Origin of the sequence: Demequina sp. NBRC 110056 (assembly GCF_002090155.1) — a bacterium.
Taxonomy (GTDB): Bacteria; Actinomycetota; Actinomycetes; order Actinomycetales; family Demequinaceae; genus Demequina.
The window spans coordinates 116,671-141,060 of the sequence record NZ_BBRM01000008.1 but is presented as its reverse complement, the minus strand read 5'-3'; the positions used below and the strand labels follow the sequence as shown (position 1 = coordinate 141,060).

19 protein-coding genes, 1 tRNA gene and 1 other RNA gene are annotated in these 24,390 nt (G+C 70.4%); 13 read left to right on the top strand and 8 right to left on the bottom strand.

Going from position 1 to position 24,390, the window contains the following annotated elements; genetic code table 11:
* From B7K25_RS13015 to B7K25_RS13005, 3 genes are all read right to left on the bottom strand, one after another.
* Complete coding sequence (locus tag B7K25_RS13015) at window positions 1-951, bottom strand: carbohydrate ABC transporter permease (RefSeq protein ID WP_234988274.1); 951 nt, start codon at window positions 949-951, stop codon at window positions 1-3.
* Between the two features lie 16 nt (window positions 952-967).
* The gene (locus B7K25_RS13010) at window positions 968-1,918 is read right to left on the bottom strand and encodes a carbohydrate ABC transporter permease (protein ID WP_234988272.1); all 951 of its coding nucleotides are present in this window, start codon (window positions 1,916-1,918) and stop codon (window positions 968-970) included.
* Window positions 1,919-1,986: 68 nt separating this feature from the next.
* Window positions 1,987-3,399: a sugar ABC transporter substrate-binding protein gene (locus B7K25_RS13005; protein WP_084106598.1), complete on the bottom strand. Its 1,413-nt coding sequence runs from the start codon at window positions 3,397-3,399 to the stop codon at window positions 1,987-1,989.
* A gap of 427 nt (window positions 3,400-3,826) precedes the next feature.
* On the opposite strand from B7K25_RS13005, the gene B7K25_RS13000 reads away from it, so the two are divergent.
* From B7K25_RS13000 to B7K25_RS12990, 3 genes are read left to right on the top strand one after another with little or no spacing between them, the layout of a single operon-like run.
* Window positions 3,827-5,173, top strand: coding sequence for an alpha-galactosidase (locus tag B7K25_RS13000; RefSeq protein ID WP_234988270.1), 1,347 nt, complete (start codon window positions 3,827-3,829; stop codon window positions 5,171-5,173).
* Window positions 5,170-6,678: an alpha-N-arabinofuranosidase gene (locus B7K25_RS12995; protein WP_084106594.1), complete on the top strand. Its 1,509-nt coding sequence runs from the start codon at window positions 5,170-5,172 to the stop codon at window positions 6,676-6,678. Before B7K25_RS13000 ends, B7K25_RS12995 begins: the two co-directional genes overlap by 4 nt.
* A 23-nt stretch (window positions 6,679-6,701) precedes the next feature.
* A complete protein-coding gene (locus B7K25_RS12990; RefSeq protein ID WP_084106641.1) occupies window positions 6,702-7,799 on the top strand; it encodes an arabinan endo-1,5-alpha-L-arabinosidase in 1,098 nt (365 codons plus the stop codon).
* A 219-nt stretch (window positions 7,800-8,018) separates the two neighbouring features.
* On the opposite strand, the gene B7K25_RS12985 is transcribed toward B7K25_RS12990, so the two are convergent.
* Window positions 8,019-9,044 (bottom strand): LacI family DNA-binding transcriptional regulator, encoded by a 1,026-nt coding sequence (locus B7K25_RS12985; protein WP_084106592.1) that lies wholly within the window; start codon window positions 9,042-9,044, stop codon window positions 8,019-8,021.
* Window positions 9,045-9,249: 205 nt separating this feature from the next.
* Here B7K25_RS12985 and B7K25_RS12980 point away from each other — a divergent pair, with 205 nt between their 5' ends.
* From B7K25_RS12980 to B7K25_RS12965, 4 genes are all read left to right on the top strand, one after another.
* Window positions 9,250-10,563, top strand: coding sequence for a sugar ABC transporter substrate-binding protein (locus tag B7K25_RS12980; protein ID WP_084106590.1), 1,314 nt, complete (start codon window positions 9,250-9,252; stop codon window positions 10,561-10,563).
* 87 nt (window positions 10,564-10,650) lie between these two features.
* A complete protein-coding gene (locus B7K25_RS12975) occupies window positions 10,651-11,562 on the top strand; it encodes a carbohydrate ABC transporter permease (protein WP_084106588.1) in 912 nt (303 codons plus the stop codon).
* A gap of 5 nt (window positions 11,563-11,567) precedes the next feature.
* A complete protein-coding gene (locus B7K25_RS12970; RefSeq protein WP_144019015.1) occupies window positions 11,568-12,461 on the top strand; it encodes a carbohydrate ABC transporter permease in 894 nt (297 codons plus the stop codon).
* A gap of 2 nt (window positions 12,462-12,463) precedes the next feature.
* Window positions 12,464-14,392 (top strand): beta-L-arabinofuranosidase domain-containing protein, encoded by a 1,929-nt coding sequence (locus B7K25_RS12965; RefSeq protein WP_084106586.1) that lies wholly within the window; start codon window positions 12,464-12,466, stop codon window positions 14,390-14,392.
* 316 nt (window positions 14,393-14,708) lie between these two features.
* Here B7K25_RS12965 and B7K25_RS12960 read toward each other — a convergent pair whose 3' ends face one another.
* Both B7K25_RS12960 and B7K25_RS12955 read right to left on the bottom strand, forming a co-directional pair.
* Entirely contained in the window at window positions 14,709-15,404 is a 696-nt protein-coding gene (locus B7K25_RS12960) for a LytR C-terminal domain-containing protein (RefSeq protein WP_084106584.1), read from the bottom strand.
* Between the two features lie 35 nt (window positions 15,405-15,439).
* Window positions 15,440-15,527, bottom strand: a tRNA-Ser gene (locus tag B7K25_RS12955).
* A 64-nt stretch (window positions 15,528-15,591) separates the two neighbouring features.
* On the opposite strand from B7K25_RS12955, the gene ffs reads away from it, so the two are divergent.
* The 3 genes from ffs to recR all read left to right on the top strand — a co-directional run bounded on the left by ffs (window position 15,592) and on the right by recR (window position 18,634).
* Window positions 15,592-15,688, top strand: an RNA gene (ffs, locus tag B7K25_RS12950) — signal recognition particle sRNA small type.
* 71 nt (window positions 15,689-15,759) lie between these two features.
* On the top strand, window positions 15,760-17,979 hold the full coding sequence (locus B7K25_RS12945; protein WP_084106582.1) for a DNA polymerase III subunit gamma and tau: 2,220 nt from the start codon (window positions 15,760-15,762) through the stop codon (window positions 17,977-17,979).
* Window positions 17,980-18,037: 58 nt separating this feature from the next.
* Complete coding sequence (gene recR / locus B7K25_RS12940) at window positions 18,038-18,634, top strand: recombination mediator RecR (RefSeq protein ID WP_084106580.1); 597 nt, start codon at window positions 18,038-18,040, stop codon at window positions 18,632-18,634.
* Between the two features lie 176 nt (window positions 18,635-18,810).
* Here the strand turns inward: recR and B7K25_RS12935 are convergent, their stop codons facing one another.
* Together B7K25_RS12935 and B7K25_RS12930 are read right to left on the bottom strand one after the other, a co-directional pair.
* Entirely contained in the window at window positions 18,811-20,070 is a 1,260-nt protein-coding gene (locus B7K25_RS12935; protein ID WP_084106578.1) for an ABC transporter permease, read from the bottom strand.
* Window positions 20,067-21,005: an ABC transporter ATP-binding protein gene (locus B7K25_RS12930; protein WP_084106637.1), complete on the bottom strand. Its 939-nt coding sequence runs from the start codon at window positions 21,003-21,005 to the stop codon at window positions 20,067-20,069. The genes B7K25_RS12935 and B7K25_RS12930 overlap by 4 nt, the downstream gene beginning before the upstream one ends.
* Window positions 21,006-21,214: 209 nt before the next feature.
* On the opposite strand from B7K25_RS12930, the gene B7K25_RS12925 reads away from it, so the two are divergent.
* From B7K25_RS12925 to B7K25_RS12915, 3 genes are all read left to right on the top strand, one after another.
* Window positions 21,215-21,787, top strand: coding sequence for a TetR/AcrR family transcriptional regulator (locus tag B7K25_RS12925; protein ID WP_144019013.1), 573 nt, complete (start codon window positions 21,215-21,217; stop codon window positions 21,785-21,787).
* 192 nt (window positions 21,788-21,979) lie between these two features.
* On the top strand, window positions 21,980-23,251 hold the full coding sequence (locus B7K25_RS12920) for an aspartate kinase (RefSeq protein WP_084106574.1): 1,272 nt from the start codon (window positions 21,980-21,982) through the stop codon (window positions 23,249-23,251).
* Window positions 23,248-24,318: an aspartate-semialdehyde dehydrogenase gene (locus B7K25_RS12915; RefSeq protein WP_084106572.1), complete on the top strand. Its 1,071-nt coding sequence runs from the start codon at window positions 23,248-23,250 to the stop codon at window positions 24,316-24,318. The genes B7K25_RS12920 and B7K25_RS12915 overlap by 4 nt, the downstream gene beginning before the upstream one ends.
* Window positions 24,319-24,390 lie beyond the last annotated feature (72 nt).

The window sequence follows — 24,390 nt, the reverse complement described above, 5'->3', positions numbered from 1 at the left end:
TCACACCTTGGATCCGGTGAGCGCGACGGACTCGATGATCTGGCGCTGGAAGATCAGGAACACCACGAGGATCGGCAGCACCGAGATGACCGATGCGGTCATGATCAGCGGGTAGTCACGCTGGGTCGCGTACTGCACGTTCATGTTCGCGATGACGACCTGGAGCGTCTGCTTCTCGGGCGAGTTCAGGTAGATGATCGGCGCGAGGTAGTCGTTCCACACCGCCATGAACCACAGGATGAACTGGGCGGCGATCGCCGGGCGGATCAGCGGCAGGATGATCGTCCAGAAGATGCGCAGGTAGCTCGCGCCGTCGATCTTCGCCGCCTCCACGAGGCCGTCCGGCACGTTGTGCAGGTACTGGCGCAGGAAGAAGATCATGATCACGTTGCCGAGGATCACCGGGACGATGAGCGGCAGCAGCGTGTCGACCCAGCCGATGTTCGCGAACATCACGAACTGCGGGATCATCAGCGTCGGGAAGGGCACCATCATCCCTGACAGCAGGACGATGAAGATGAAGTTCTTGCCCGGCAGCCGCATCTTCGCGAGCGCGAAGGCGGCGAGCGAGGAGAACACGGAGCCGACGATCGTCACCGACAGCGCGACGATGAGGGAGTTCTTGATGCCGGACAGGACGAAGGTGTCCTCGAAGACGCGCACGTAGTTGTTCCACACGAACGGATCGGGGATCCACTCGGGCGGGAGCGCGTAGACGGCCTCGGTGGTCTTGAGCGAGGTCGAGACCATCCACAGCAGCGGCGCCGCCATGAAGATCGCACCGATCGACAGGACCGCGAACAGGACCCAGTTGACGGCCTTGTTCTCCTGCGAGCCGCTGCGTGCGGCGAACGGGTTGCGGTCGAACTTCGGGATCGTCCGGTTGGTGCGGGCGAGACGAGCTGACGTGGTCGCCATCCGCGTCGTCGCGGGGTTGGAGGTGATGCTCATGATGGATCTCCTGGGCTCACTCGATCGAGAAGTCGTTGCGGCGGTTGAGGCGGAACTGGATCACCGTCACGATGAGCACCAGGATTCCCAGCACCAGGGCCATCGACGTGGCGTAGCCCATGGAGAGGTTGCGGAAAGCCTGATTCCAGATGTACCAGACGAGGGATGCCGTGCTCCACGAGGGTCCGCCGGTGGGCGTCATGATGTTGATCTCGGTGAAGATCATGGAGCCGGCGATGATGTTGGTGACCACGAGGAAGAAGGTCACGGGGCGCACCATCGGAAGCGTGATGGTGCGGAACCGCTGCCAGGCGTTCGCGCCATCGAGCGCGGCAGCCTCGTAGAGAGACCGCGGCACCGCCTGGACGGCTGCGAGGTACAGGATGGTCGAGTACCCCAGCCCCTTCCAGATCGCCATGATGATGAGCGCCGGCTTGGACCAGGTCGGGTCCATCAGCCAGTTGGGACCGTCGATCCCGAAGATCGCGAGGAACTGGTTCACCAGTCCGAAGTCACCGTTGTAGGCCCACTGCCACAGGATCGCGATCGCGGCGAGCGACGAGATGACGGGGATGTAGTAGACCGTGCGGAAGAAGGTGCGGCCCGGGATCCTGCGCGCCAGCGCGAGCGCCAGCAGGAGCGACAGGGTCAGGCCGATCGGGATGCCGATCATGTAGAAGACGGTGTTCCACAGCGCCTTCCAGAAGTACGGGTCGTTGATCAGCCTGACGTAGTTGTCGAGGCCGATCCAGCTCATCGCGCCCAGGCCGTTCCAGTTGGTGAACGAGGCGTAGACGGAGAAGCCCAGCGGGAACAGCAGGAACGCGAGCCATCCGACGATGGGCGCGGCCATGAAGATGGCTGCCCACGTGTACTCCTTGCGGTGGAGCTTGCGGTTGGCCTTGCGCGAGGCCTTCCGTCGCTCCTTGGTCCAGGAGCCTGCGGTGGTGTCGACGTCGATCGCCACGGTTCTGTCCTTCCCTGAGAGGTCGTGGGGGCCGGCGCTCAGGCACCGGCCCCCACGAGCTCAGATCACTAGCCCTGCGCCTTGGCCTGGTCGGCCGAGACCCACGACTGGTCGAGCAGCATCTGCATCTCGGTCTGCTTCGCAGCGACGTAGTCCGCGGCGGACTGGTCACCGGTGTCGACGACGCTCTCGATGCCGACCCAGAAGTTGTCGTACCACTCCGGGGTGTAGGTCCAGGTGCCCGGCAGCGGGCGACCCTTCTCCTGCGCGATCTCGACGAACGCCTTGGTGTTGGCGGGCCAGCCGGCGGCCGGCGCGTCCGTCTCGAGCCACTCGCCCGTCGCGTAGTCGATCAGGTTCGGGATCTGCACCTTGTTCTCGGCGAGGATCTTCTGCGCCTCGAGGTCGGTCGACAGGTAGGTCGCGAGCTGCGCCGCGAGCTCCTTGTTCTTGGAGTTCTCCGACACGGCGATGCCCAGCGAGCCGATCCAGGTCGCCCAGTCGTCGCCCTCGTTCGCCACGGGGTACGGGATGACGTCGTAGCCGAACACGTCGGGGTTGTCAGCGGCGACCTGGTTGTAGGTGCCGATGTCCCACGGAGCGACCGGGAAGAAGCCGATCTCGCCGGCCATCCACCGCTGGTAGGTGTCGAGGGTCTGCGCCTGCTCGGCGGACGGCGTGACGCCCTCCACGAGGCCCAGGTCAGCGAACCACTGGAGCGCCTCGGCGAACTCCGGGGTGTCGACCGTGACGGTCTTCTGGTCCTCGGAGATCCAGTCGGCGCCGGCGCCCCACACGAACGCCTGCGAGTTCCACACGACGTTGAGGCCGGTGCCCCACTGGTCGAGCTCGCCGTCGCCGTCCTTGTCGACCGTGAGCTGCTTGGCGAGCTCGGTGAACTCGTCGAACGTGAGGGGCTCGTCGGGCGACGGAGCCTCGAGACCCATCTCCTCGAACATCACGGTGTTGTAGCCGAAGCCGAACGGGCCGACGTCCTTGGGCAGCGCGTAGAACGGGTCGCCGTCCTGGCCGCGCTCGCCGCTCTCGACGTCGAAGCGGTAGGCGTCGACGCCGAAGTCCCAGATGTTGTCGATGACCGACTGGTCGACGTACTCGGTGAGGTCCGCGAGGACGTTCGCGTACACGTAGCCCTGGATGCGGCCGGGCTCGACGTAGAACACGTCGGGGACCTGGTTGCCGGCGATCGCCGCCTGGAGCTTGGTCGCGTACTGGTCGGCGTCCGTGATGATCATCGTCACGTCCGCGCCCGTCTCCTCCTCGAAGGCCGCGATCGCGGTCTCGTACGCGAGCTTGTCGTACTCGCCTCCGCGGAACATGAACGTGAGCTCGTTGGGGGCGTCGCCACCCGAGGTGTCGGGCTCCTCGCTCGCGTCGCCGCTGGAGCCGTCGGAACTGCACGCGGCGAGCAGGAGGGCTCCTGCCACCGTCACGGCCGCGGCCGCCATACCCTTCTTACGCATCTGCCTGCCTCTCTGATCATCGTTGATGAGTGAGGTCCAGTCTCTGACCGCTCCGCGGGCCCGCTCTCGCGGTCCGCCTCCCAGTCTGGTCTTCCTTGACCCCAGGCTCGTGAGGTTGACCCGGCGCCAACCTCTTTACAACGATGGAACTGTGACACAGATCTCTCGGGACGGTCAAGTCGAGAACGGTCACAAAACGGTGACGGTGCGTATCATTGCCCATCTATCAGGTATTTTGTTCTCTCGCGGCTCAGTTCCTGGGCTTCCGCCCCCGCGCGTCGCGCTCAGCCGCCGGGCGACCGTGCGTGCCAACGCGCCGCCAGGATTGCGCGAAAGTTGACGAAATGCCCCTCAACTCGGCACCATTTCGTTACAACGTTGTAGACAACGCCGCCTGAGACGATGCGGCGAAGGAGGCTGCTCGACGATGCGCGCTCTCACTCCCCCGATGGGGTGGAACAGCTGGGACTGCTACGGCACCACCGTGACCGAGGCGGAGGTGATGGCCAACGCTGCGGTCATGGCCGAGCGCCTCCTGCCCCACGGCTGGGACACGATCGTGGTGGACATCGCCTGGTACGACCCGACCGCGCGGTCCCACGGCTACAACGCAGACGCGCCGCTCGAGCTCGACGACCACGGCCGGCAGCTGCCGGCGCCCAGCCGATTCCCGAGCGCCGCTGGAGGCAACGGGTTCGGCCCGCTCGCCGAGGCGGTCCACGCGCTCGGGCTCAGGTTCGGGCTGCACGTCATGCGCGGCATCTCCCGCCTCGCGGTCGAGCGCGACCTCCCCATCCTCGGCACGGACTTCACGGCGCGCGACGTCGCCGACCTCGACCACGTCTGCGCCTGGAACCCCGACAACTACGGGCTCGACCACGACCATCCGGGCGCGCAGGCGTACTACGACTCCCAGGTGGCGCAGTTCGCGGCGTGGGGCGTGGACTTCATCAAGGCCGACGACATGCAGGCGCCCTACTTCGAGCGCGAGATCGCGGCGTACGCGCGCGCCATCGAGCGCAGCGGCCGCGACATCACCCTGTCCCTGTCGCCGGGTACCCACCTGTCCACGGAGCACCTGCCGCACCTGCGGGAGCACGCCCAGATGTGGCGCATCTCGGACGACCTGTGGGACCGCTGGGAGGACGTCGCGGCCCAGTTCGCGCGGCTCGCGCGCTGGGCGCCCTTCCAGCAGGCGGGCGGCTGGGCCGACGCCGACATGCTGCCGCTGGGGCGCATCGGCATCCGTGCCGAGCGCGGCGAGCCGCGCGACTCGCGCCTGACGCCCGACGAGCAGCGCACGCTGCTCTCGTTGTGGGTGATGGGCCGCTCGCCGCTCATGCTCGGCGGCGACCTGCCGTCCACCGACGAGGACACCCTCGAGCGCCTGACGAACCCGCATCTCGCGGCCGTGCTCGCGCACAGCGAGGACAACCGGGAGCTGCTGCGCGAGCCGCTCGACGGCGGCGAGCTCATCGTGTGGTCGGCACGCGCCACGGACCACCCGGGACGCGTCTACGCGGCCGTGTTCTGGACCGGCGACGCGAGCCACGAGGCGCGGGTCGAGCTCGCGTCGGTCCTCGGCACCGGCGTGCGCGCGGCCGCCCGCACCGATCTCTGGCCAGGCCAGAGCACCGCGGCCGCCGACGGCGTTCTCGCCGCCCAGATCCCGCCTCACGGGGTCGCGTGGGTCGCGCTCGACGTCGACACGACCACACCCTCCACTCCCGCCGCCGCAGGCACCACCGCCACCCCACCGAAGGACCACCGATGATCCACGCCTCCCTCACCCTCGATCCCGCGTTCCGCGTCGGGCCGGTGCGCCGGCGCACGTTCGGCTCGTTCGTCGAGCACCTCGGCCGCTGCGTCTACACCGGCATCCACGACCCGTCGGCGTCCACCGCCGACGAGGACGGCTTCCGCACCGACGTCATCGAGCTCACCCGCGAGCTCGGCGTCTCGACGGTGCGCTACCCGGGCGGCAACTTCGTGTCGGGCTACCGGTGGGAGGACGGCATCGGGCCCGTCGCCGACCGTCCGCGCCGGCTCGACCTCGCCTGGCACTCCACCGACCCGAACACGGTGGGCGTCGACGAGTTCATGCGCTGGTCCGCGAAGGCGGGGGTCGAGCCGATGATGGCCGTGAACCTCGGCACCCGCGGCATCCAGGAGGCGCTCGACCTCCTCGAGTACTGCAACGTCCCCGGCGGCACGCATTGGTCCGACCGGCGCCGCGCCAACGGCGCGCAGGACCCCTACCGGATCTCCATGTGGTGCCTGGGCAACGAGATGGACGGGCCGTGGCAGATCGGCGCCCGCACCGCGGACGAGTACGGCCGCCTGGCGGCGCGGACCGCGAGCGCGATGCGCATGATCGACCCGGACCTCGAGCTGGTCGCGTGCGGCTCGTCCTCGTCCGCGATGCCGACGTTCGGCGCGTGGGAGCGCACCGTGCTCGACCACACCTACGACCAGGTCGACCTCATCTCGGCCCACGCGTACTACTACGAGGACGAGGGCGACCTCACGAGCTTCCTCGCCTCGGCGGTCGACATGGACCACTTCATCGGCTCCGTGGTCGCGGCGGCGGACCAGGTCCGCGCGGCGCACAAGTCCGCCAAGCGCATCAACATTTCGTTCGACGAGTGGAACGTCTGGTACCAGCGGCGGGCCGAATCCAAGCCGCCGTCGGGCGACGACTGGCCCGTGGCCCCGGTGCTGCTCGAGGACCACTACAACGTCGCGGACGCCGTCGTCGTCGGCAACCTGCTGATCTCGCTGCTGCGCCACACCGACCGCGTGCACGCGGCATCGCTCGCCCAGCTCGTCAACGTCATCGCGCCCATCATGACCGAGCCGGGTGGTCGGTCCTGGCGCCAGACGACCTTCCACCCCTTCGCCCAGGCCTCGCAGCTCGCCAAGGGCGAGGTGCTGCGCGTCGAGGCGAGCTCGCCCACCTACGAGACCGAGCGCTTCGGCGCCGTGCCCGTCCTCGACGCCGTCGCCACGCACGACGAGGAGACCGGCGAGGTCGTCGTGTTCGCCGTCAACCGCTCGCTCGACGAGGAGCTCGGCCTCTCGGTCGACCTCCGCGGTTTCCCCGGGCTTCGCGTCCTTGCCGCGACCAGCCTGTCCAACCCGGACCACACGTGGACGGCGACGGCAGACGATGACGCGTCGGTCGCGCCCGTGGCCAACGCCTCAGCCGCCGTCGCCGACGGCACGCTGACCGCCGCTCTGCCGCCGGTGTCGTGGAACGTCGTGCGGCTGGGACGCTGATGGCGCGCGAGGATGAGGTCACGATGACGGAGGACAGCACCACGAATGGCGCCGATGCGCACGCTGGCTCGCACGCGGGCCGCTGGCTCGGCCTCGCGGCGGCGGGCCTGGGCCTGGTCGCGGTCGGGGCGGGGCTGGTGTGGTGGTCCCCCTGGGACGGCGGTGAGGCCGCCGCCACCCGCATCGGCGTCACCGGCGACATCCGCACCCACGACCCTGCGCTCGTCGTGGGCGACGAGGGCGAGGACTGGTACGTCTACTCGACCGGCGACGTACGGGTGGGCCTCGGCGCCCCGCAGATCAGGCGCTCGTCCGACGCCGGCGAGACGTGGGAGATGGTCGGCACCGCATGGGACGCCCAGACCCGCCCCGAGTGGGTCTACGAGGAGGTGCCCGGCGTGCAGAACTTCTGGGCGCCCGAGCTCTACGAGCACGACGGCACCTGGTACCTGTACTACTCGGCGTCCACGTTCGGCTCGAACCGCTCGCTCATCGGGCTCATGACCTCGCCCACCCTCGACGTCGACGACCCGGCGTACGGGTGGACCGACCAGGGCGAGGTGTGGCGCTCGACGCCCGGCGAGACCAACTACAACGCGATCGACGCCGGCATCGTCGAGGACGAGGACGGCACGCCATGGATGGCCTTCGGGTCCTTCTGGGGCGGGATCCAGATGGTCGAGCTCGAGTGGCCGTCAGGCAAGGCCGCGGCGGGCACCGAGCCCATCTCCCTCGCCACGCGCAACGACTCGCTCAACGCGATCGAGGCGCCGTACGTCTTCGAGCGCGACGGCTGGTACTACCTGTTCGTCTCGCGCGACAAGTGCTGCTCGGGCCTCGACTCGACGTACTCGATCGCCGTGGGCCGCTCCGAGTCCGTGACCGGCCCCTACCTCGACAGCCTCGGCAACGACATGCGCTACAACGGCGGCGACGTGGTGCTCAGCTCGCGCGGGGACATGGTCGGACCGGGCGGGCAGTCGCTCTCCCATGGCTACCTGGGGCTGCACTTCTACGACGCGAGCCTGGGCGGGGAGTTCCGCCTCGACATCCGCGACCTCGCGTGGACGGAGGACGGCTGGCCCGTGGCCTGGACCGCCGAGGAGCTCGAGGACAGCTGAGGCGGGCGCGGGCTGGGAAGCCAGCCCGCGCATCGGCCCTCCGGCGGCCCGGGAGTCCACGCCGTCCACCCGACAGTTCCGAACGTCGAGGAAGCGACACGCCGCGCCGTTGAGCGCGCACGCGCCCCGAACTCGGCGTGTCGGATCGCAGATGTTCGAGACTGTCGGCGGGGACGCGCCTGGGCAGCGCCGATGCGCCCGCTGGGTCCTCGGGGACCGTCACCTGCGCGCGATGGTCGACCCCCGGATGACCAGCTTCACGGGCAGCCGTTCCACTCCGGCCGGAGCGGGGTCGCCGTCGATGGCCGCGAAGATCGCACGGGCAGCCGTTCGCCCGAGCTCTTGGAGGTTCGCGTCGACGCTCGTCAGCTCGGGGCGGGAGTTGGTGGAGAGCACCTGCCAGTCGTCGTAGCCGACCACCGCGACATCCTCGGGGACCGAGCGACCGAGGTCGCGAGCGGTCTCGAGGACTCCGCGAGCGATCTGGTCCGAGCCGCAGACGATGCCGTCGACGTCGGGGTGGCGGGCGAACACCTGCGCGGCGGCGTCCCGACCCCACTGCTCGCTCCACGCGCCGAACAGGGGAGCGCCGAGCGGTGCGAGCCCCGCATCGGCGAGTGCGGCCTGAGAGCCCTCGACACGATCGGTCGCGGCCGCGTAGGAGGGATCGCCGGAGATGTGGGCGATGCGCGTCCGGCCGCAGTCGAGCAGGTGCTGCGTCACGATGCGGCCTCCCACGACGTTGTCAGGCGTGAACGACACGTCGTCGGGGTCGTCCGAGGGTGCGTAGGCGTACACGACCGGGACGGAGAGGTCCTGACCGAGTGACGGACGAGGATCCGTCTGCCGGCCGACGACGATGATCCCGTCGACGCGGCGGTTGAGGAGCGCCTTCAGGTGGTGCTGCTCGCGGATCGCGTCGCCGCGAGCGTCGCACAGGAACACGTTGACCTGGCCGGCGCCGAAGGCGTCCTCGGCTCCCATGAGGATGGGCAGCACGAAGCGCCCCTCGAGGTCGCTCGTGAGCAGGCCCACAGTCCCGGTCTTGCCTTCGAGCAGGCTGCGCGCGAGGGCGTTCGGCGTGAACGACAGGCGGTCGGCGGCGGCCTGCACGCGCGCCCGGGTGGCGGGAGCGACCTGCGCCCTCCCGTTGAGCGCCTTCGAGGCTGTCGACAGCGACACCCCGGCAGCCTCGGCCACCTCGCTGAGCGTCGTGACGCGCCCCGCGCCGTGCGTTCGTGGCACTCCGTCTCCTCCCGCAACCGTTATCGGAATGTAACAGGTGATGACCTGTGACAGGCAAATGTTAACGTGCTACAGTCCCGAAAGGGTTTTCGGTCGCTTTCGCAAGGCGGCGACCACGACCTCTGTCGGGCAGCGACGTCCGGCATGGCTGGCCTCGGCCGGCCCCGGGCACACGCCCGCTCAACGACGAGCACTAGGAGAGAGCATGACCAGCATCCTCAGGAGGCCACGCAAGGTCGCAGCGGGACTCGCCGCCGCCACCATCGCGATCGTCTCGCTTGCCGCCTGCTCCAGCAGCGGCGACGACTCCGAGCCGGGCGGCAGCGCCGGCGAAGCGCCCGAGATCTCGGCCGAAGGCGTCGACGACGGCACCACCCTGACCCTGTGGACCCGCGCGCCCATGGAGAAGCAGGCGAACCTGCTCGTCGAGGCGTACAACGCGAGCCACGAGAACCAGGTCGAGCTGACGGTCGTCCCCAACGACGACTACGTGGCGAAGGTCGGCGCCGCGGCGGGTTCGGACGGTCTGCCGGACCTGTTCGCCGCCGACATCGTCTACGTCCCGAACTGGGTGCAGCAGGGCCTGTTCCAGGACATCTCGACGAGCATCGACGCGCTGCCGTACAAGGACGAGATCAACAAGGGCCACCTGTCCGCGGGAACGTACGAGGGCTCCGAGTACGTGCTGCCCTTCGTGCTCGACCTGTCGATGCTGTTCTGGAACAAGGAGCTCTTCGAGGAGGCCGGGCTCGACCCCGAGGTCGCCCCTGCGAACCTCGCCGAATACGCCGATGCCGCCAAGGCGATCCAGGACCTCGGCAAGGACGGCGTGTACGGCACCGCGACCGGCCTCAACTGCGGCGGCTGCCTCGTCTTCACATGGTTCCCGTCGATCTGGGCCGACGGCGAGGAGGTCCTGAGCGACGACGGCATGGAGTCGCTGCTCGCATCGGACACCGCCAAGGACGTCTACGCCACGTGGCAGGACCTCTGGGCCTCGGGCGCCGTGCTCCCCGCGTCGCAGGACGAGACCGGGGCGACGTGGACCCAGCAGTTCACCGAGGGCAACATCGGCCTGATGTTCTACCCCGCGACCCTGCTGTCGTCGACTCCCTTCGACGCCGGCGTCGCCGGGATCCCCGGACCCGAGGGCGGCGCGTCGACGTTCGTCGGCGGCGACGGCATCGGCATCTCCAAGGACTCGGAGAACGCTGACCAGGCGTGGAACTTCCTCACCTGGCTCATGTCCGAGGAGGCACAGGTCGAGGTGCTCGCGAAGAACAACGACGTGGTCTCGCGTTCCGACTTCGCCAACAACGAGTACGCGGCCACCGACCCGCGCCTGGTCACGATCAACGAGGTGGCCGGCAACGGTGACACCCCAGTCGCGATCAACTTCCAGCAGGCGTTCAACGCGCCGACGAGCCCCTGGCTGGAGCTGGTGCGCAACGCGGTGCTGAACGACACCGGCACGGTGGACGCCGACAACGACGCCATCACCGACGTCCTGTCCCAGTGACGGACGCCCCGTCGGCGGCCGCCACGTCACTCTCGGCCGCCGACGGGGACCCCCGCCCCCACCCCTTCCCCTGAGAGGTCTCGCGCCATGGCCTTCGCCACCGCCGCGCGCGAGAGGCGCCGCTCGACCATGTCGAGCCGCCGCCGGTCCGCACTGACCGGTTGGCTGTACGCGTCTCCGCTCGCCGTGTTCGTCATCGTCCTGTTCATCCTCCCGCTGGGCCTCGTGCTCCAGATGTCGGTCTCCGACTGGCCGCTCCTGGGCGGGAACCAGGGAGTGAACTTCCCGGACAACTACGTCAACGCCATCGACAACCGCTTCTTCGTCGACTCCGTGATCTTCACGCTCAAGTACACGGTCGCCGCGACGGTCCTGCTGATCGGCCTCGGGCTCGGCCTCGCGATGCTCGTCCAGGAGTCGACGCGCTGGAAGGGCTTCCTGCGGTCTTCGTTCCTCATCCCGTCCGCCCTGGGCCTCGCCTCCGCTTCGCTGCTGTTCTACGTGCTCTACTCGCCGTCGGCGGGACCGTTCGCCGACTTCATGGAGCGCACCGGGATCACGTTCCTCGGCACGCCCACCGGAGCGCTGTGGTCGACGGTCTTCCTCATCGTGTGGCGCTACGCGGGCTTCTACATGCTGCTCATGCTCGTGGGCCTCCAAGGCATCCCGGACGAGGTGTACGAGGCCGCGCGCATCGACGGCGCCAGCCGCTGGCAGATCTTCCGCCGTGTCACCCTGCCGCTGCTACGGCCGACGTTCGCACTCACGGTGGTGCTGTGCGTCACCGGCTCGCTGCTCGCGTTCGAGCAGTTCTACATCCTCACCAAGGGCGGCCCCGACAACAGCACCATCACCGTCGTCCAGCTCATCTACAACATGGCCTTCCAGGGACAGAACGACCTCGGCATGGCCGCAGCGCTGTCCATCATCGTCCTGGGTGCGCTGATCGTCATCAACATCTTCCAGCTGCGTGCGTTCCGCAGCCCCGACGAGGAGTGAGAGCCATGACTGCGATCTCCGAGCGCTCCGGCACCGACGCGTCCGAGCTCCACCCCGCCGGCCAGGTCCGCCGCCGCGCGCCGCGCGCCCTCGCTCAGCGCATGCCGTTCTGGGTGTTCACCGGCGCCCTCGCGCTCATCTTCATCTACCCGCTGCTGTGGACCGGCGTGGCCTCCTTCTCGCCGCAGCCCGGCACCGCCCAGGCTGAAGGCTGGGGCGTCGGCAACTACGTGACGCTCGCGAACTACCAGGCCGGCATCTGGCAGTACCTTGCCAACTCGGCGTTCATGTCGCTGCTGACCGTGCTGCTGACCGTGGCGATCTCGCTGCTGGGCGGCTACGCCTTCGCGCGCTTCGACTTCCCCGGCAAGAACGTGCTGTTCCTCGCGACGCTCGCGATCCTCATGGTGCCGTACGCGACCCTGCTGATCCCCCTGTACGTGCTCCTCAACCAGGTGGGCCTCGCGAACTCCCTCGTCGGCGTCTCCCTGGTCCTCACGATGTTCCAGCTCCCGTTCTCGCTGTTCATGATGCGCATCTCGTTCGAGTCGGTGCCCCGAGCGCTCGACGAGGCGGCTCGGGTCGACGGCTGCAACTCGTGGAGCGTGCTGTGGCGGGTGCTGGTGCCCGCGGTCAAGCCCGGGCTCATCACCGTGGGCCTCTTCGCGTTCCTCACCGCGTGGAACGACTTCATCGCCCCGCTGATCCTCATCACCGACACCAACCGGATGACGCTGCCGCTCGCCGTCGCCAACCTCCGGGTGCAGGTGCAGGGAATCGTCGACTACGGCGCCACCGAGGCCGGCGTGGTGATCCTCGCGCTGCCGTGCATCCTCCTGTTCCTGATCCTCCAACGCCACTACGTGCGCGGGTTCATGTCCGGCGCCCTGAAGGGATGACCATGACCACGACTCACACGCCCGTCGCGCCCGTCGCACCCAGCTCCTCGCGGCTGCGCCCGCTCGGGGTCGACGAGGTCACGATCACGGGAGGGTTCTGGGGCCGTCGGCAGGACATCAACGGCTCCGCCACCCTCGCGCACATCAAGGGCTTCCTCGACTCCGAGGGGTGGCTGCGCAACTTCGATCTGGTCGCCGGCGGCGGCATCAGTGCCGGGCGGCGCGGGCGGGAGTTCTCGGACTCGGAGGCCTACAAGTATCTCGAGGCGGCGGCATGGGAGCTCGCGCGCCGACCGGATCCGCAGTTGGAGGCGACCTTCACGGAGACCGTGGCGCGCATCGGCGCCGCGCAGGACCCCGACGGCTACCTCCACACGAACTTCGGCCACGAGGACCAGCCGGCGCGCTGGACCGACCTCGAATGGGGGCACGAGCTGTACTGCATGGGCCACCTCATGCAGGCCGCCGTCGCTCGCGGTCGCACGGCGCCCGGGGCCGACGACGGGCTGGTCGCGATCGCGACGCGTGCGGCGGACCTCATCTGCGACACCTTCGGGCCTGACGGGATCCCGAGCATCTGCGGCCACGCCGAGATCGAGCTCGGGCTCACCGAGCTCGCGCGCCTCACGGGCGATGCCCGGTACGCGCGACAGGCGAAGCTGTTCGTCGACCGCCACGGTGACGGCACGCTCGCGGACATCGAGTGGGGTCGCGCGTACTTCCAGGACGACGTCGCGCTGCGGGACGCCACGGCCCTGCGCGGGCACGCGGTGCGCGCCAACTACCTTGCCGCCGGAGCGGTCGACGCGGCGGTCGAGACAGGGGACGGAGCACTGGTGGACGCGTTGCGCGCGCAGTGGGCCCGCACCGCGGAGCGCCGGACCTACGTCACCGGTGGCCAAGGGTCGCGGCACCAGGACGAGGCCTTCGGCGACGACTGGGTCTTGCCACCCGACCGCGCGTACTCGGAGACGTGTGCGGGCATCGCCTCCGCGATGTTCAGCTGGCGACTGCTGCTGGACAGCCCCGCCACGGAGTACGCGGATCTCATCGAGCGCACCTGGTACAACGTGCTCGCGACGTCACCCGCGGCTGATGGCACCGCCTTCTTCTACGCCAACACCCTTCACCAGCGTGTGCCGGGCACGGTGGCGGCGCCAGACGAGGTGTCGCCGCGCGCGCTGTCCTCTCTCCGGGCCCCGTGGTTCGAGGTCTCGTGCTGTCCTCCCAACGTGGCGCGCACGCTCGCGAGCCTCGCGTCCTACGTCGCGACAGCAGATGGCGAGGGCATCCAGGTGCACCAGTTCGCGCCGTGCCGCATCGAGACGGTCGTCGGAGCGAACCGGGTGCGCGTCGACGTCGAGACCGCCTATCCCGACGACGGCACCATCACCGTGACCGTCGTCGAGGCCCCCGCGGAAGGCGTCGCCCTCTCGCTGCGCGTCCCCGCGTGGGCCGACGGCGCCACGCTCACCACGGCCGACGGCACCGTCGCTGCGGCGCCCGGCACCTACGCCGAGCCCTCGGCACCGCTGGCGAAGGGAGCCGTCGCGGTGCTGGACCTTCCGGTGAGCCCGCGGTTCACGACGCCTGACCCGCGCATCGACGCCGTGCGCGGGACGGTCGCGATCGAGCGCGGTCCGGTCGTCTACTGCATCGAGTCCGTGGACCTCGAGGCCGCGGGCATCTCGGCTCGCGACGACGACCTGTCGCTCATCCGCATCGACCCCTCCGCTGGTGTCGCCCTCGACGATGGCGAGGTGGTCGCCTCCGTGCTTCGCGAGGCCGAGCCGGAGCACGGCTGGCCGTATCGAACGTCCGCCCCCTCAGGCGAAGCGCCTGGCGCGGCGCGGCGGGTCCGGATGACGCCCTATCACTCGTGGGCCAACAGGGGACCCTCGACGATGCGGGTGTGGATCCCCACCGCCTGACCCCGGGACGGCACGGGCAGGGCCGGTGGCCGCGCGCGACGCGGCCGCCGGCCTCGTCCGTTCACGCCCACACCCCGAGCGCGACGCGACGGGGACGCCCTGCCCAGCCCGCGCATCGGCCCTCCGCCGGTCCCGCCGTCCACGCAGTCCAGGCCGTCCACCCGACAGTTTAGAACGTCGGCGCCGCGACACGCCGTGCCGTTGGGCGCGCACACGCCACGAAGGCGGCGTGTCGGATCGCAGATGTTCGCGACTGTCGACGGGGACGCGACTGAGCAGCGCCGATGCGCCCGCTGGGTCCGCGCGGACCCTCGACTCAGCCCTCGGGCGAGGGCGACGGGCTGGGGCTGGCGGTGGCGAGCGGGTTCTCCGGCAGCGTGCGAGGCGCCGGCACGGCCACGACCAGGTTGGCCGGGCGGCACTCGCCGTCGGCGGTCAGCGGCAGGGTCGGCGACAGCTCGGGGGCGAGGGGCTCGCGAAGCTGCGGCGACTCGCCGAACTCCTCACCGAGCACCAGGTCGAGCGTGATGTCGGGGCGGTTGTCGAGGACGAGCCTGGCGTCCGTGAACTGGCGAGCGAGCGTGTACGCGTGCTGCACGCCGGCGGAGCCGAAGTAGATCTCGACGTTGCCGTCGTAGGAGCGCGGCCAGTTGGTGGTGCCGACGACGACGAAGCCTCGGCCCTCGAGCGTGTCCGCCGTGGTGCCCGCGAGGCCAGGCACGTCGGTGCTGTTGTCGACGCGCACCACGACCGCGCTCGGGTCGAGCGGGAGGCTCGCCTCCTCGCCCACCGGCGGGCAGACGAGGTCGACCTCGTCGAGGTCCGCGGCCGGCGACTTGAACTCGGAGGCGAAGGGACCCTCGACGTCGCCGTTGTAGATGGCGGACGCCATGAACACGACGGCGGCGATGGCGATGATGATGACGCCGAAGACGACGATCTGGCGCTCGCGACGGTGTCGACGCACGGCCTTGCGGCGCTTGGGGTCAGGACCCGTCTGCGACTGACTCACGAAACCCCCGACTCGAACGCGGCATAGGTCACTCTTGGCGGAGGATAGGGGATTCGAACCCCTGAGGGCTTGCACCCAACACGCTTTCCAAGCGTGCGCCATAGGCCACTAGGCGAATCCTCCAAGCCCGTAGATGGTACCCGAGCATGGGCGTCCTGGCTAAATCCGCATCGACGCTAGACTTGACGGCGACCCCCCACGTGGCGATATCTCGCCCAACTCCCCCAGGGCAGGAATGCAGCAAGGGCAAGCGGGCTCTGTCGGGTGCGTGGGGGGTCCTCTCATGCCCGCACCCTCGTCGTGGGGTCTGTGGAGGGCCGATGCGCGTGTCACCGGGCGCCGTTAGGCTCGCCCTGTGAGCACCGCCCTGTACCGCCGCTATCGCCCGGACGCCTTCGCCGATGTCGTGGGGCAGGAGCACGTCACGACGCCGCTGATGCAGGCCCTGCGCGCGGATCGTGTCAACCACGCGTACCTGTTCTCGGGCCCGCGCGGCTGCGGCAAGACGACGTCTGCGCGCATCCTCGCGCGCTGCCTGAACTGCGAGCAGGGACCCACGGACACCCCGTGCGGCACGTGCGACTCGTGCGTCGAGCTCGCGCGCGGCGGCGCCGGCTCGGTGGACGTGGTCGAGATCGACGCCGCGTCGCACAACGGCGTCGACGACGCCCGCGAGCTGCGTGAGCGCGCCGCCTTCGCCCCGGCCCGCGATCGCTACAAGATCTTCATCCTCGACGAGGCCCACATGGTCACGACGCAGGGCTTCAACGCGCTGCTGAAGCTCGTCGAGGAGCCGCCTCCGCACGTGCGCTTCATCTTCGCGACCACGGAGCCCGAGAAGGTCATCGGCACCATCCGCTCCCGCACCCACCACTACCCGTTCCGGCTCGTCCCGCCGGCGGTGCTCATCGACTATCTCGGCCAGCTGTGCGAGGCCGAGTCCGTGCAGGTCGAGGGCGGAGTGCTGCCCCTCGTCGTCCGCGCTGGCGGGGGCTCCGTGCGCGACACCCTGTCCGTGCTCGACCAGCTCATGGCGGGCTCCGACGAGGCCGGCGTCACGTACGAGCGTGCGATCGCCCTGCTCGGCTTCACCGACGCCACGCTGCTCGACGACGCCGTCGACGCGATCGCCGCCGGAGATGGCGCGTCGCTGTTCGACGTCGTGGGCCGCGTGATCGGCACCGGGCACGAGCCGCGCCGCTTCGTCGAGGACCTCCTCGAGCGTCTGCGCGACCTCATCCTGCTGTGCGCCGCGGGCGTCGACGGCCTGAAGGCGCTGGGCGAGATCCCGTCCGACCAGCTGGACTCGATGAAGGACCAGGCTCGCCGCCTGGGCCTCGCGCGCGCCTCGCAGGCGGGCGACCTCGTCAACGACGCTCTCACCCACATGGTCGGCGCCACCTCGCCGCGCCTCCACCTCGAGCTGCTGTGCGCGCGCCTGGTCGCCGCTGCGACCGGCGCCGGTGCGCCGCCCGCCGCTCCCGCGGTCGCTGCGGCTCCCCCTGCCGGCGCAGGGACGTCGGCACCCGCAGCGAGCGGCACCGGACCGGGAGGCGCCGGCGCGGACGCCGCTACGGGCGCCGCGAAGGCCCGTGCAGCGGTCGCTGCCGCGCGAGGCGAGGAGCCTCAGCCAGCAGCACCCTCACGAGCAGCCACTGAGGCCGCCAGCGTCGCGCCGCCCGCCGCGCCCGCGGCTCCCCCGACCCCATCCGCCACGGAGGCAGAGTCGACCGCGGCCGCTAAGTCGACCGCGGCCGCTGAACCCAGCGGCGACGCTGAGTCGAGCGGGGGCGCGACGGCCGCAGCCGAGCCCCCACGCGCGCCCGAGCCCACTCCTGAGCCGCAGCGGGCCGAGGAGCCAGCGGCCGCATCGGCGCCACCAGCGTCCGCTGCGCCCGCGACGCCTGCACCCCCACAGCCCGCTCCAGCCGAGCCGGAGCCCGTGCGCGCGCCCACCGGGGACGTGGCCGGGGGCGCCGAGGATGCCGAGCTGGTCCGTCGCCGGTGGCCCGAGGTGCTCGGCACGCTCGAGCGTCGCCGCGTCACGTGGTCGATGGTGAGCCAGAGCGCGCAGGTCGCCAGCGTCAGCGGAGGAGTCCTGACGCTGGCCTTCGACAACGGCGCGCTCGCCTCCCGCTTCACGGGCAGCGCCCACGCGGAGAACGTCGCGCTCGCGGTCCGCGAGACGCTCGGCCTGCACGTGCGCGTCGAGGCCATCCAGGGGCCTGGTGGCGGGCGCCCCGCCACGACACCGGCCGCGGCGCCTGCGCCGCAGCGCGCTCCTTCGGTCGCCTCCCCGCCCCGCCCGGCTTCCGCGCCTGCCGCAGTCGCCGCGAGCGGTGCGGCCGTCGCGGGCGCTGTCGCCGCGAGCGCGGCCAGCGACGAGCCACCGCCGTGGGACGAGCCGCCCCCCGAGGACGAGCCCTCCGAGGACGCGCCGTCGCGGGCCGCGGCCGGCGGTGCGAGCGACGACCACGAGGACATGTCGCCCGACGATGAGCAGGCCCCCGACGCGCAGCTGAGCGGCGCGGACGTGGTGGCGCAGCTGCTCGGCGGCACCATCATCGAGGACTGACGCATCCGCGGCTCGGCGGTGCGCGCCGGCGTCGGTGGCGCCGCCTACGCTTGAGCCCATGTACGACGGCGCAGTTCAGGATCTGATCGACGAACTCGGGCACCTGCCCGGCGTGGGCCCCAAGAGCGCCCAGCGCATCGCCTTCCACCTGCTCGCCGCCGACGCCACCGACGTCAAGCGCCTCGCGGACGCCATCACCACCGTGAAGGAGAAGGTGCGCTTCTGCGAGACCTGCGGCAACGTCGCCGAGTCCGAGCAGTGCCGCATCTGCGCGGACCCGCGCCGCGCCGAGGACCTGCTGTGCGTCGTTGAGGAGCCCAAGGACGTCGTCGTCATCGAGCGCACCCGCGAGTACCGGGGCCGCTATCACGTGCTCGGCGGCGCGATCGATCCGATGAACGGCGTCGGGCCCGACGACCTGCGCATCCGGGAGCTGCTGACGCGCCTCGGTGACGGCGCGATCCAAGAGGTCATCATCGCGACCGACCCCAACATCGAGGGCGAGGCCACCGCGACCTACCTGACGCGCATGCTCGTGCCGATGGGTGTGACGGTGTCGCGGCTCGCCTCGGGGCTGCCGGTCGGCGGCGACCTCGAGTACGCCGACGAGGTCACGCTCGGCCGCGCCTTCGAGGGTCGCCGCCAGGTCTCCTGACGCGTCCCTCGAGGCGCCGAGCGCGCATCGGCCCTCCGGCGGCCGCGCACCGCGCTCCCCGCCCCTCCCCCTCGCCTTCACCACGAAAGTGGACCCACCTTCATGCTCTACCGCGGGTAGGCGATGAAAGTGGGCCCACTTGCGGAAGGGGGGGGGCGGGCCGATGCGCTTGCCGGCTAGGCGACGCGGGTGCCGGTCCTCAGCTTCTTGTAGGGCACGCGCAGCCGGCGGATGACGATCCACATCGAGCCCACCAGCAGCACGCCGGCCACCGACAGACCCAGCCACGGAGCGCGCTCGAGGTTCGCGAGCTCCTGCTGGCGCTCGATCCAGCGGTTCTCGTCCTCGGCCCACATCGCCTCGAGCTCCTCCTCGGACATCTCGGACGCCTCGGCCTCCTGGAACAGCTGCGCGCACTCGTCGTACGCGATGTAGTCGTCGAGCTCGTCGTCGGGCCCGAGCCGCGCGTCCGAGACCATCGAGTGGATGTTCGCGAACAGCCCAGGCGCGGCGCGCCCGTCTTCCTCCCAGGTCTCGGGGTCCACGATCGGCGCCGTCTCCGTGATCATCACGGCCGGGTTGGTCAGCAGGATCCACGCGACGTGCTCCGTGTGGGCGATGGTGTACGCCCACTCGGACTCCACGCACTGGTAGTCGTCGGGGTCCAGCGCGGAGAAGTCCCCGGTCATGTACGCCTCGTTGAGCGCCTCCTCGGCCTCGGGCGCCAGGGTCTCCCAGTCGATGTAGCGGTCGCGCTGCGTGGCCTCCTCGGTGAACAGCAGCGTCGAGACGCCGAACGCGATGAGCGTGCCGATGAGGAAGAAGCCGGTCGTCAGATGGGCGAGCGCCACCGACGCGACGGCGCGCGCCGCGATCGACGACCACGCGAGGCCCACCGCGGTGAACGCGAGCACCACGAGCAGGATCGCGCCGATGGTCGTCAGCATCTCCACCACCGTCCAGCCGGAGCTGAGGAACGTGTAGATGAGGAACGGCGACAACGCGACCAGCGCGAACACCGAGACGGTCCACGACGCGAGCAGCTTGCCCATCGCGATGTCACCCGCGGTCAGGTGCGACATCTGCAGCGGCGCGAGGACTCCCTCGCCGGAGTCGCCGTTGATCGACGTCGCCGACAGCGACGGCGCGATGAGCATGCCGACGCCCAGCACCATGATGAGGACGATCTCGAAGTTGGTCGAGGACAGCTGCGGCGGCGTGAAGATGGCCGCGGCGAGGCAGATCGCGATGACGATCGCGAACAGGATGCCGTAGAGGACGTAGCCCTTGGTCGAGGGGCGCCGGCGGCGCAGCTCGATGCGGGTCATCAGCCCGACGCCGTGGAAGGACGGCAGCCAGGGGTTGCCCTTGCGCGCGGGCGGGTCGACGGGGACGTCGGCGCCGGCGGGGTGCTCGTGCAGAGTGTCCGTGGTCATCGCCGCTCCTCGTTCATCGCCATGTAGGTCTGCTCGAGCGCCGAGCCCGCGGGGCCGAAGCGGTGCACCTGCACGCCCTGGCGGATGAGCCAGGCGAGGGCCTGCGCCGCGTTGGCCTCGTCGGCGATGCGCGTGATCGCGCCCGTCGCGGTGGGCTCGAACTCGACGCCCCCGCGGCTCAGCGCCTCCTGGAGCGCGGCGGGGTCGAGGGCGTCGACCCTGTACTTGAGGCGCGCGTCGGCGACCATGGCCGCGGCGTGCTCGCCCATCGTGCGGCCCTTCGACATGAAGACCGCGTCGTCGACCATCTCGTCGAGCTCGGCGAGCACGTGACTCGACACGAGCACAGCGCGGCCCTCGGCGGCGAACTCGCGGACGAGGTCGCGCAGCTCGACGCGCGAGCGCGGGTCGAGGCCGTTGGCGGGCTCGTCGAGCAGCAGCACCGCGGGGTCGTGCACGAGCGCGCGGGCGAGCGACAGGCGCTGCTTCTGCCCGCGCGACAGCACGCGCGCGGGGCGGTCCGCGAACTCCTCGAGGTGGACGCGGTGCAGCAGCGCCATGCCCCGGGCCCGGGCGGTCGCGCGCGGGATGCGGTACGCCTCGCCCATGAGGGTCAGCGTCTGCAGGCACGTGAGGTTGTCCCACGACCCCAGCTGGTCAGGCATCCAGCCGATCTCCGCGCGCACCGCAGCGGCGTCCGTGCGGGGATCGTGACCGGCGATCGCGATCTCGCCAGCGTCGGGACGCAGCAGCCCCGACAGCATGAGCATGAGCGTGGTCTTGCCGCAGCCGTTGGGGCCGATCAGCGCGGTCACGTGGCCGCGTGGGACGGTCAGCGTCGCGTCCTCGACGGCCTTGACCGATCCGAAGGAGCGCGACACCCCCTCCACCGTGATGGCGTCCGTCCTGACGGGCGCGTCCTGAGTGAGCGTCATGCACCATTCCCTCTGCATCGAGGCGGCCTCGCCGCCGCGGTCGGGCGCAGGGACCTGCGCCGTCGCCATCGGGTTCAGTGTGGCAGGGGCGCGAGCCCCCAACCATGAGGGACATCCCTGATTCTGGGGCGTGTCGCCGTCAGGGGTCGACGCCGGCCCCGCATACTAGTGAGCGTCCTAGATACATAGTCGATGCCCTGGAGGCTCGCATGCCCCGTCCCGCCACCGACAAGCGTGAGCGCCTCACCGCCGCCGCGGCCTCCCTCGCGCACACGCGCGGCCTCGAGCGCACCACGCTGGGCGACATCGCGGCCGAGGCCGGCGTCGCGCCGGGCTCGGTCTACTACTACTTCAAGACCAAGGACGACGTCGGACTGGCCGTGGTCGAAGCGTTGCTCGAGCGCTACCGGTCCCGCTTCGAGGACTGGAACGGCGCGGAGGACCCGCGCGACAGGCTGTCCGCCTACATCGACTCGTACGTCGCGGACGAGCCAGCGATCCGAGCCTCGGGCTGCCCCGTCGGCACCCTCGCCACCGAGGCGCGCAAGCTGAGCGAGGACCTCGGTGACGCCGCGGCAAGCGTGCTGCGGATCACCATCGACTGGGCAGCAGAGCAGTTCGAGGAGCTCGGCTTCGCGCCCGAGGCCGCCCGCGCCCGCGCGCTGCACCTCGTCACCGGCATCCAGGGCGCCGCCACGCTCGCCAACGCGCTCGGCGAGGCCGAGCCGCTCGAGCGCGAGGCCGCCCACCTCAAGCGCTGGGTCGCGAACACGTCGGCGTAGACCCAGCGAGCGCATCGGCCCTCTGGACGCCGCCCTCCCCGCCCCACGGCGTGAAAGTGGGCCCACCTTCATGCTGGAGAAGGTGCGACAACGAAAGTGGGCCCATTTTCTGGAAGCCAGGGGCGGGCACTAGACTGTGTCACCGTGCCCGCGCGGGCGCGCCCACCCCGGTCGAATTCCTGGAGCTCACGCATGCCTCTCGTGGTGCAGAAGTACGGAGGGTCCTCCGTCTCGGACGCCGACGCCATCAAGCGCGTCGCCCGACGCATCGTCGAGACCAAGCGCGCGGGCAACGACGTGGTCGTGGCCGTCAGCGCGATGGGCGACACCACGGACGAGCTCATCGACCTCGCGACCGCCATCACGGACGATCCCGCCCCTCGCGAGATGGACATCCTCCTCACCGCGGGCGAGCGCATCTCGATGGCGCTGCTAGCGATGGCGATCCGCGAGCTCGGCGTCGGCGCGCAGGCGTTCACCGGTCCGCAGGCCGGCGTCATCACCACCGAGCACCACGGCCGCGCGCGCATCATCGACGTCGCGCCCGGTCGTCTCCAGAAGGCCGTCGAGGACGGCGACGTCGCCATCGTCGCCGGCTTCCAGGGGCTGCACCCCGACACCCAGGACGTCACCACCCTGGGCCGCGGCGGGTCGGACACCACGGCCGTCGCACTCGCCGCAGCGCTCGCCGCCGACGTGTGCGAGATCTACACCGACGTCGATGGCGTGTTCACCGCGGACCCGCGCATCGTGCCGTCGGCCCGCAAGCTCGACCGCGTCTCCTACGAGGAGATGCTCGACCTGGCCGCCTCCGGCGCGAAGGTCCTCATGCCGCGCTGCGTCGAGTACGCGCGCCGCTTCGACGTGCCTATCCACGTGCGCTCGTCGTTCTCCGGTCTTGAAGGGACCTGGGTGACGAGCGACACTGACGAGGGAGAAGAGATGGAAGACCCGATCATCGCCGGCGTCGCGCACGACCGCTCCGAGGCCAAGATCACGGTCATCGGCGTCCCGGACGTGCCCGGCTCCGCCGCGCGCCTGTTCGAGGCCGTCGCCACGGCCGACGTCAACATCGACATGATTGTCCAGAACGTGTCGGCGACCGTCACCGGCGTCACGGACATCTCCTTCACGCTGCCGGGCGACTCCGTGCCGCGCGCGACCGCGGCCATCGAGGCCGACCACGACGCGATCGGCTACGCCGAGCTGCGCACGGACGACACCATCGGCAAGATCTCGCTGATCGGCGCCGGCATGCGCTCGAACTCCGGAGTGTCCGCGAAGTTCTTCGCGGCGCTGCGCGACGCGGGCGTCAACATCGAGATGATCTCCACCTCGGACATCCGCATCTCGGTCGTGACCCGCTCGGAGAAGCTCGACGACGCCGTGCGCGCCGTCCACACCGCCTTCGAGCTGGACTCCACCGAGGGCGAGGCCGTCGTGTACGGAGGGACCGGACGATGACCATCACCATCGCCGTCGTGGGAGCCACCGGCCAGGTGGGCACCGTCATGCGCGAGCTCGTCGCGGACCGCTTCCCCGAGGCCAACGTGCGCTTCTTCGCCTCGTCGCGCTCCGCCGGAACCGTGCTCGAGCACCTGGGCGCGGACATCACGGTCGAGGACATCGCCTCGGGCGACTACGCCGGTATCGACATCGCGATCTTCTCCGCAGGAGGCGGCCCTTCCAAGGAGTACGCCCCGCAGTTCGCCGCCGCGGGCGCCGTGGTGGTCGACAACTCGTCCGCCTGGCGCATGGACCCCGAGGTCCCGCTCGTGGTGTCCGAGGTCAACCCGGACGCGCTCGACGAGATCCCCAAGGGCATCGTCGCGAACCCCAACTGCACCACCATGGCCGCGATGCCGACGCTGAAGGCCCTGCACGAAGAGGCCGGCCTGGTCCGGCTCATCGTGTCGACCTACCAGGCCGTGTCCGGCTCGGGCGTCGCCGGCGTCGCCGAGCTGGGCGGCCAGGTGCGCGCCGTCGCCGGTGAGGCCGATGCGCTCGCCAGGGACGGCCGTGCCGTCACCCTTCCGGACCCTCAGGTCTACGTGGAGCCCATCGCGTTCAACGTGCTGCCGTTCGCGGGCGACCTCGTCGGCGACGACTCGAACGAGACGGTCGAGGAGCGCAAGCTCATCGACGAGTCGCGCAAGATCCTCGGGCTGCCCGAGCTGCGCGTGTCCGGCACCTGCGTGCGCGTGCCGGTCTACTCGGGCCACTCGCTGTCGGTCAACGCGGAGTTCGCGTCGCCGCTGTCCCCCGCGCGCGCCTACGAGCTCCTCGCTAACGCGCCGGGCGTGGTCGTCGACGAGATCCCGACGCCCCTCAAGGGCGCCGGTCGCGACGAGACCTTCGTGGGCCGCATCCGCCAGGACCAGGGCGTCGACGACGGCCGCGGGCTCGCGCTGTTCATCGTGGGCGACAACCTGCGCAAGGGCGCGGCGCTCAACGCGGTGCAGATCGCGGAGCTGCTCGCGGCACGGATCGAGGCCCGCGTGGCCGCGACGGCGCCCCAGCTCGGCGCGTAGGCGAGGCGGGCGCGGCGCCCAGCCGGCGCATCGGCCCTCCGACCGCCTCCTGGAGCCCGTCTTCCGCTCACC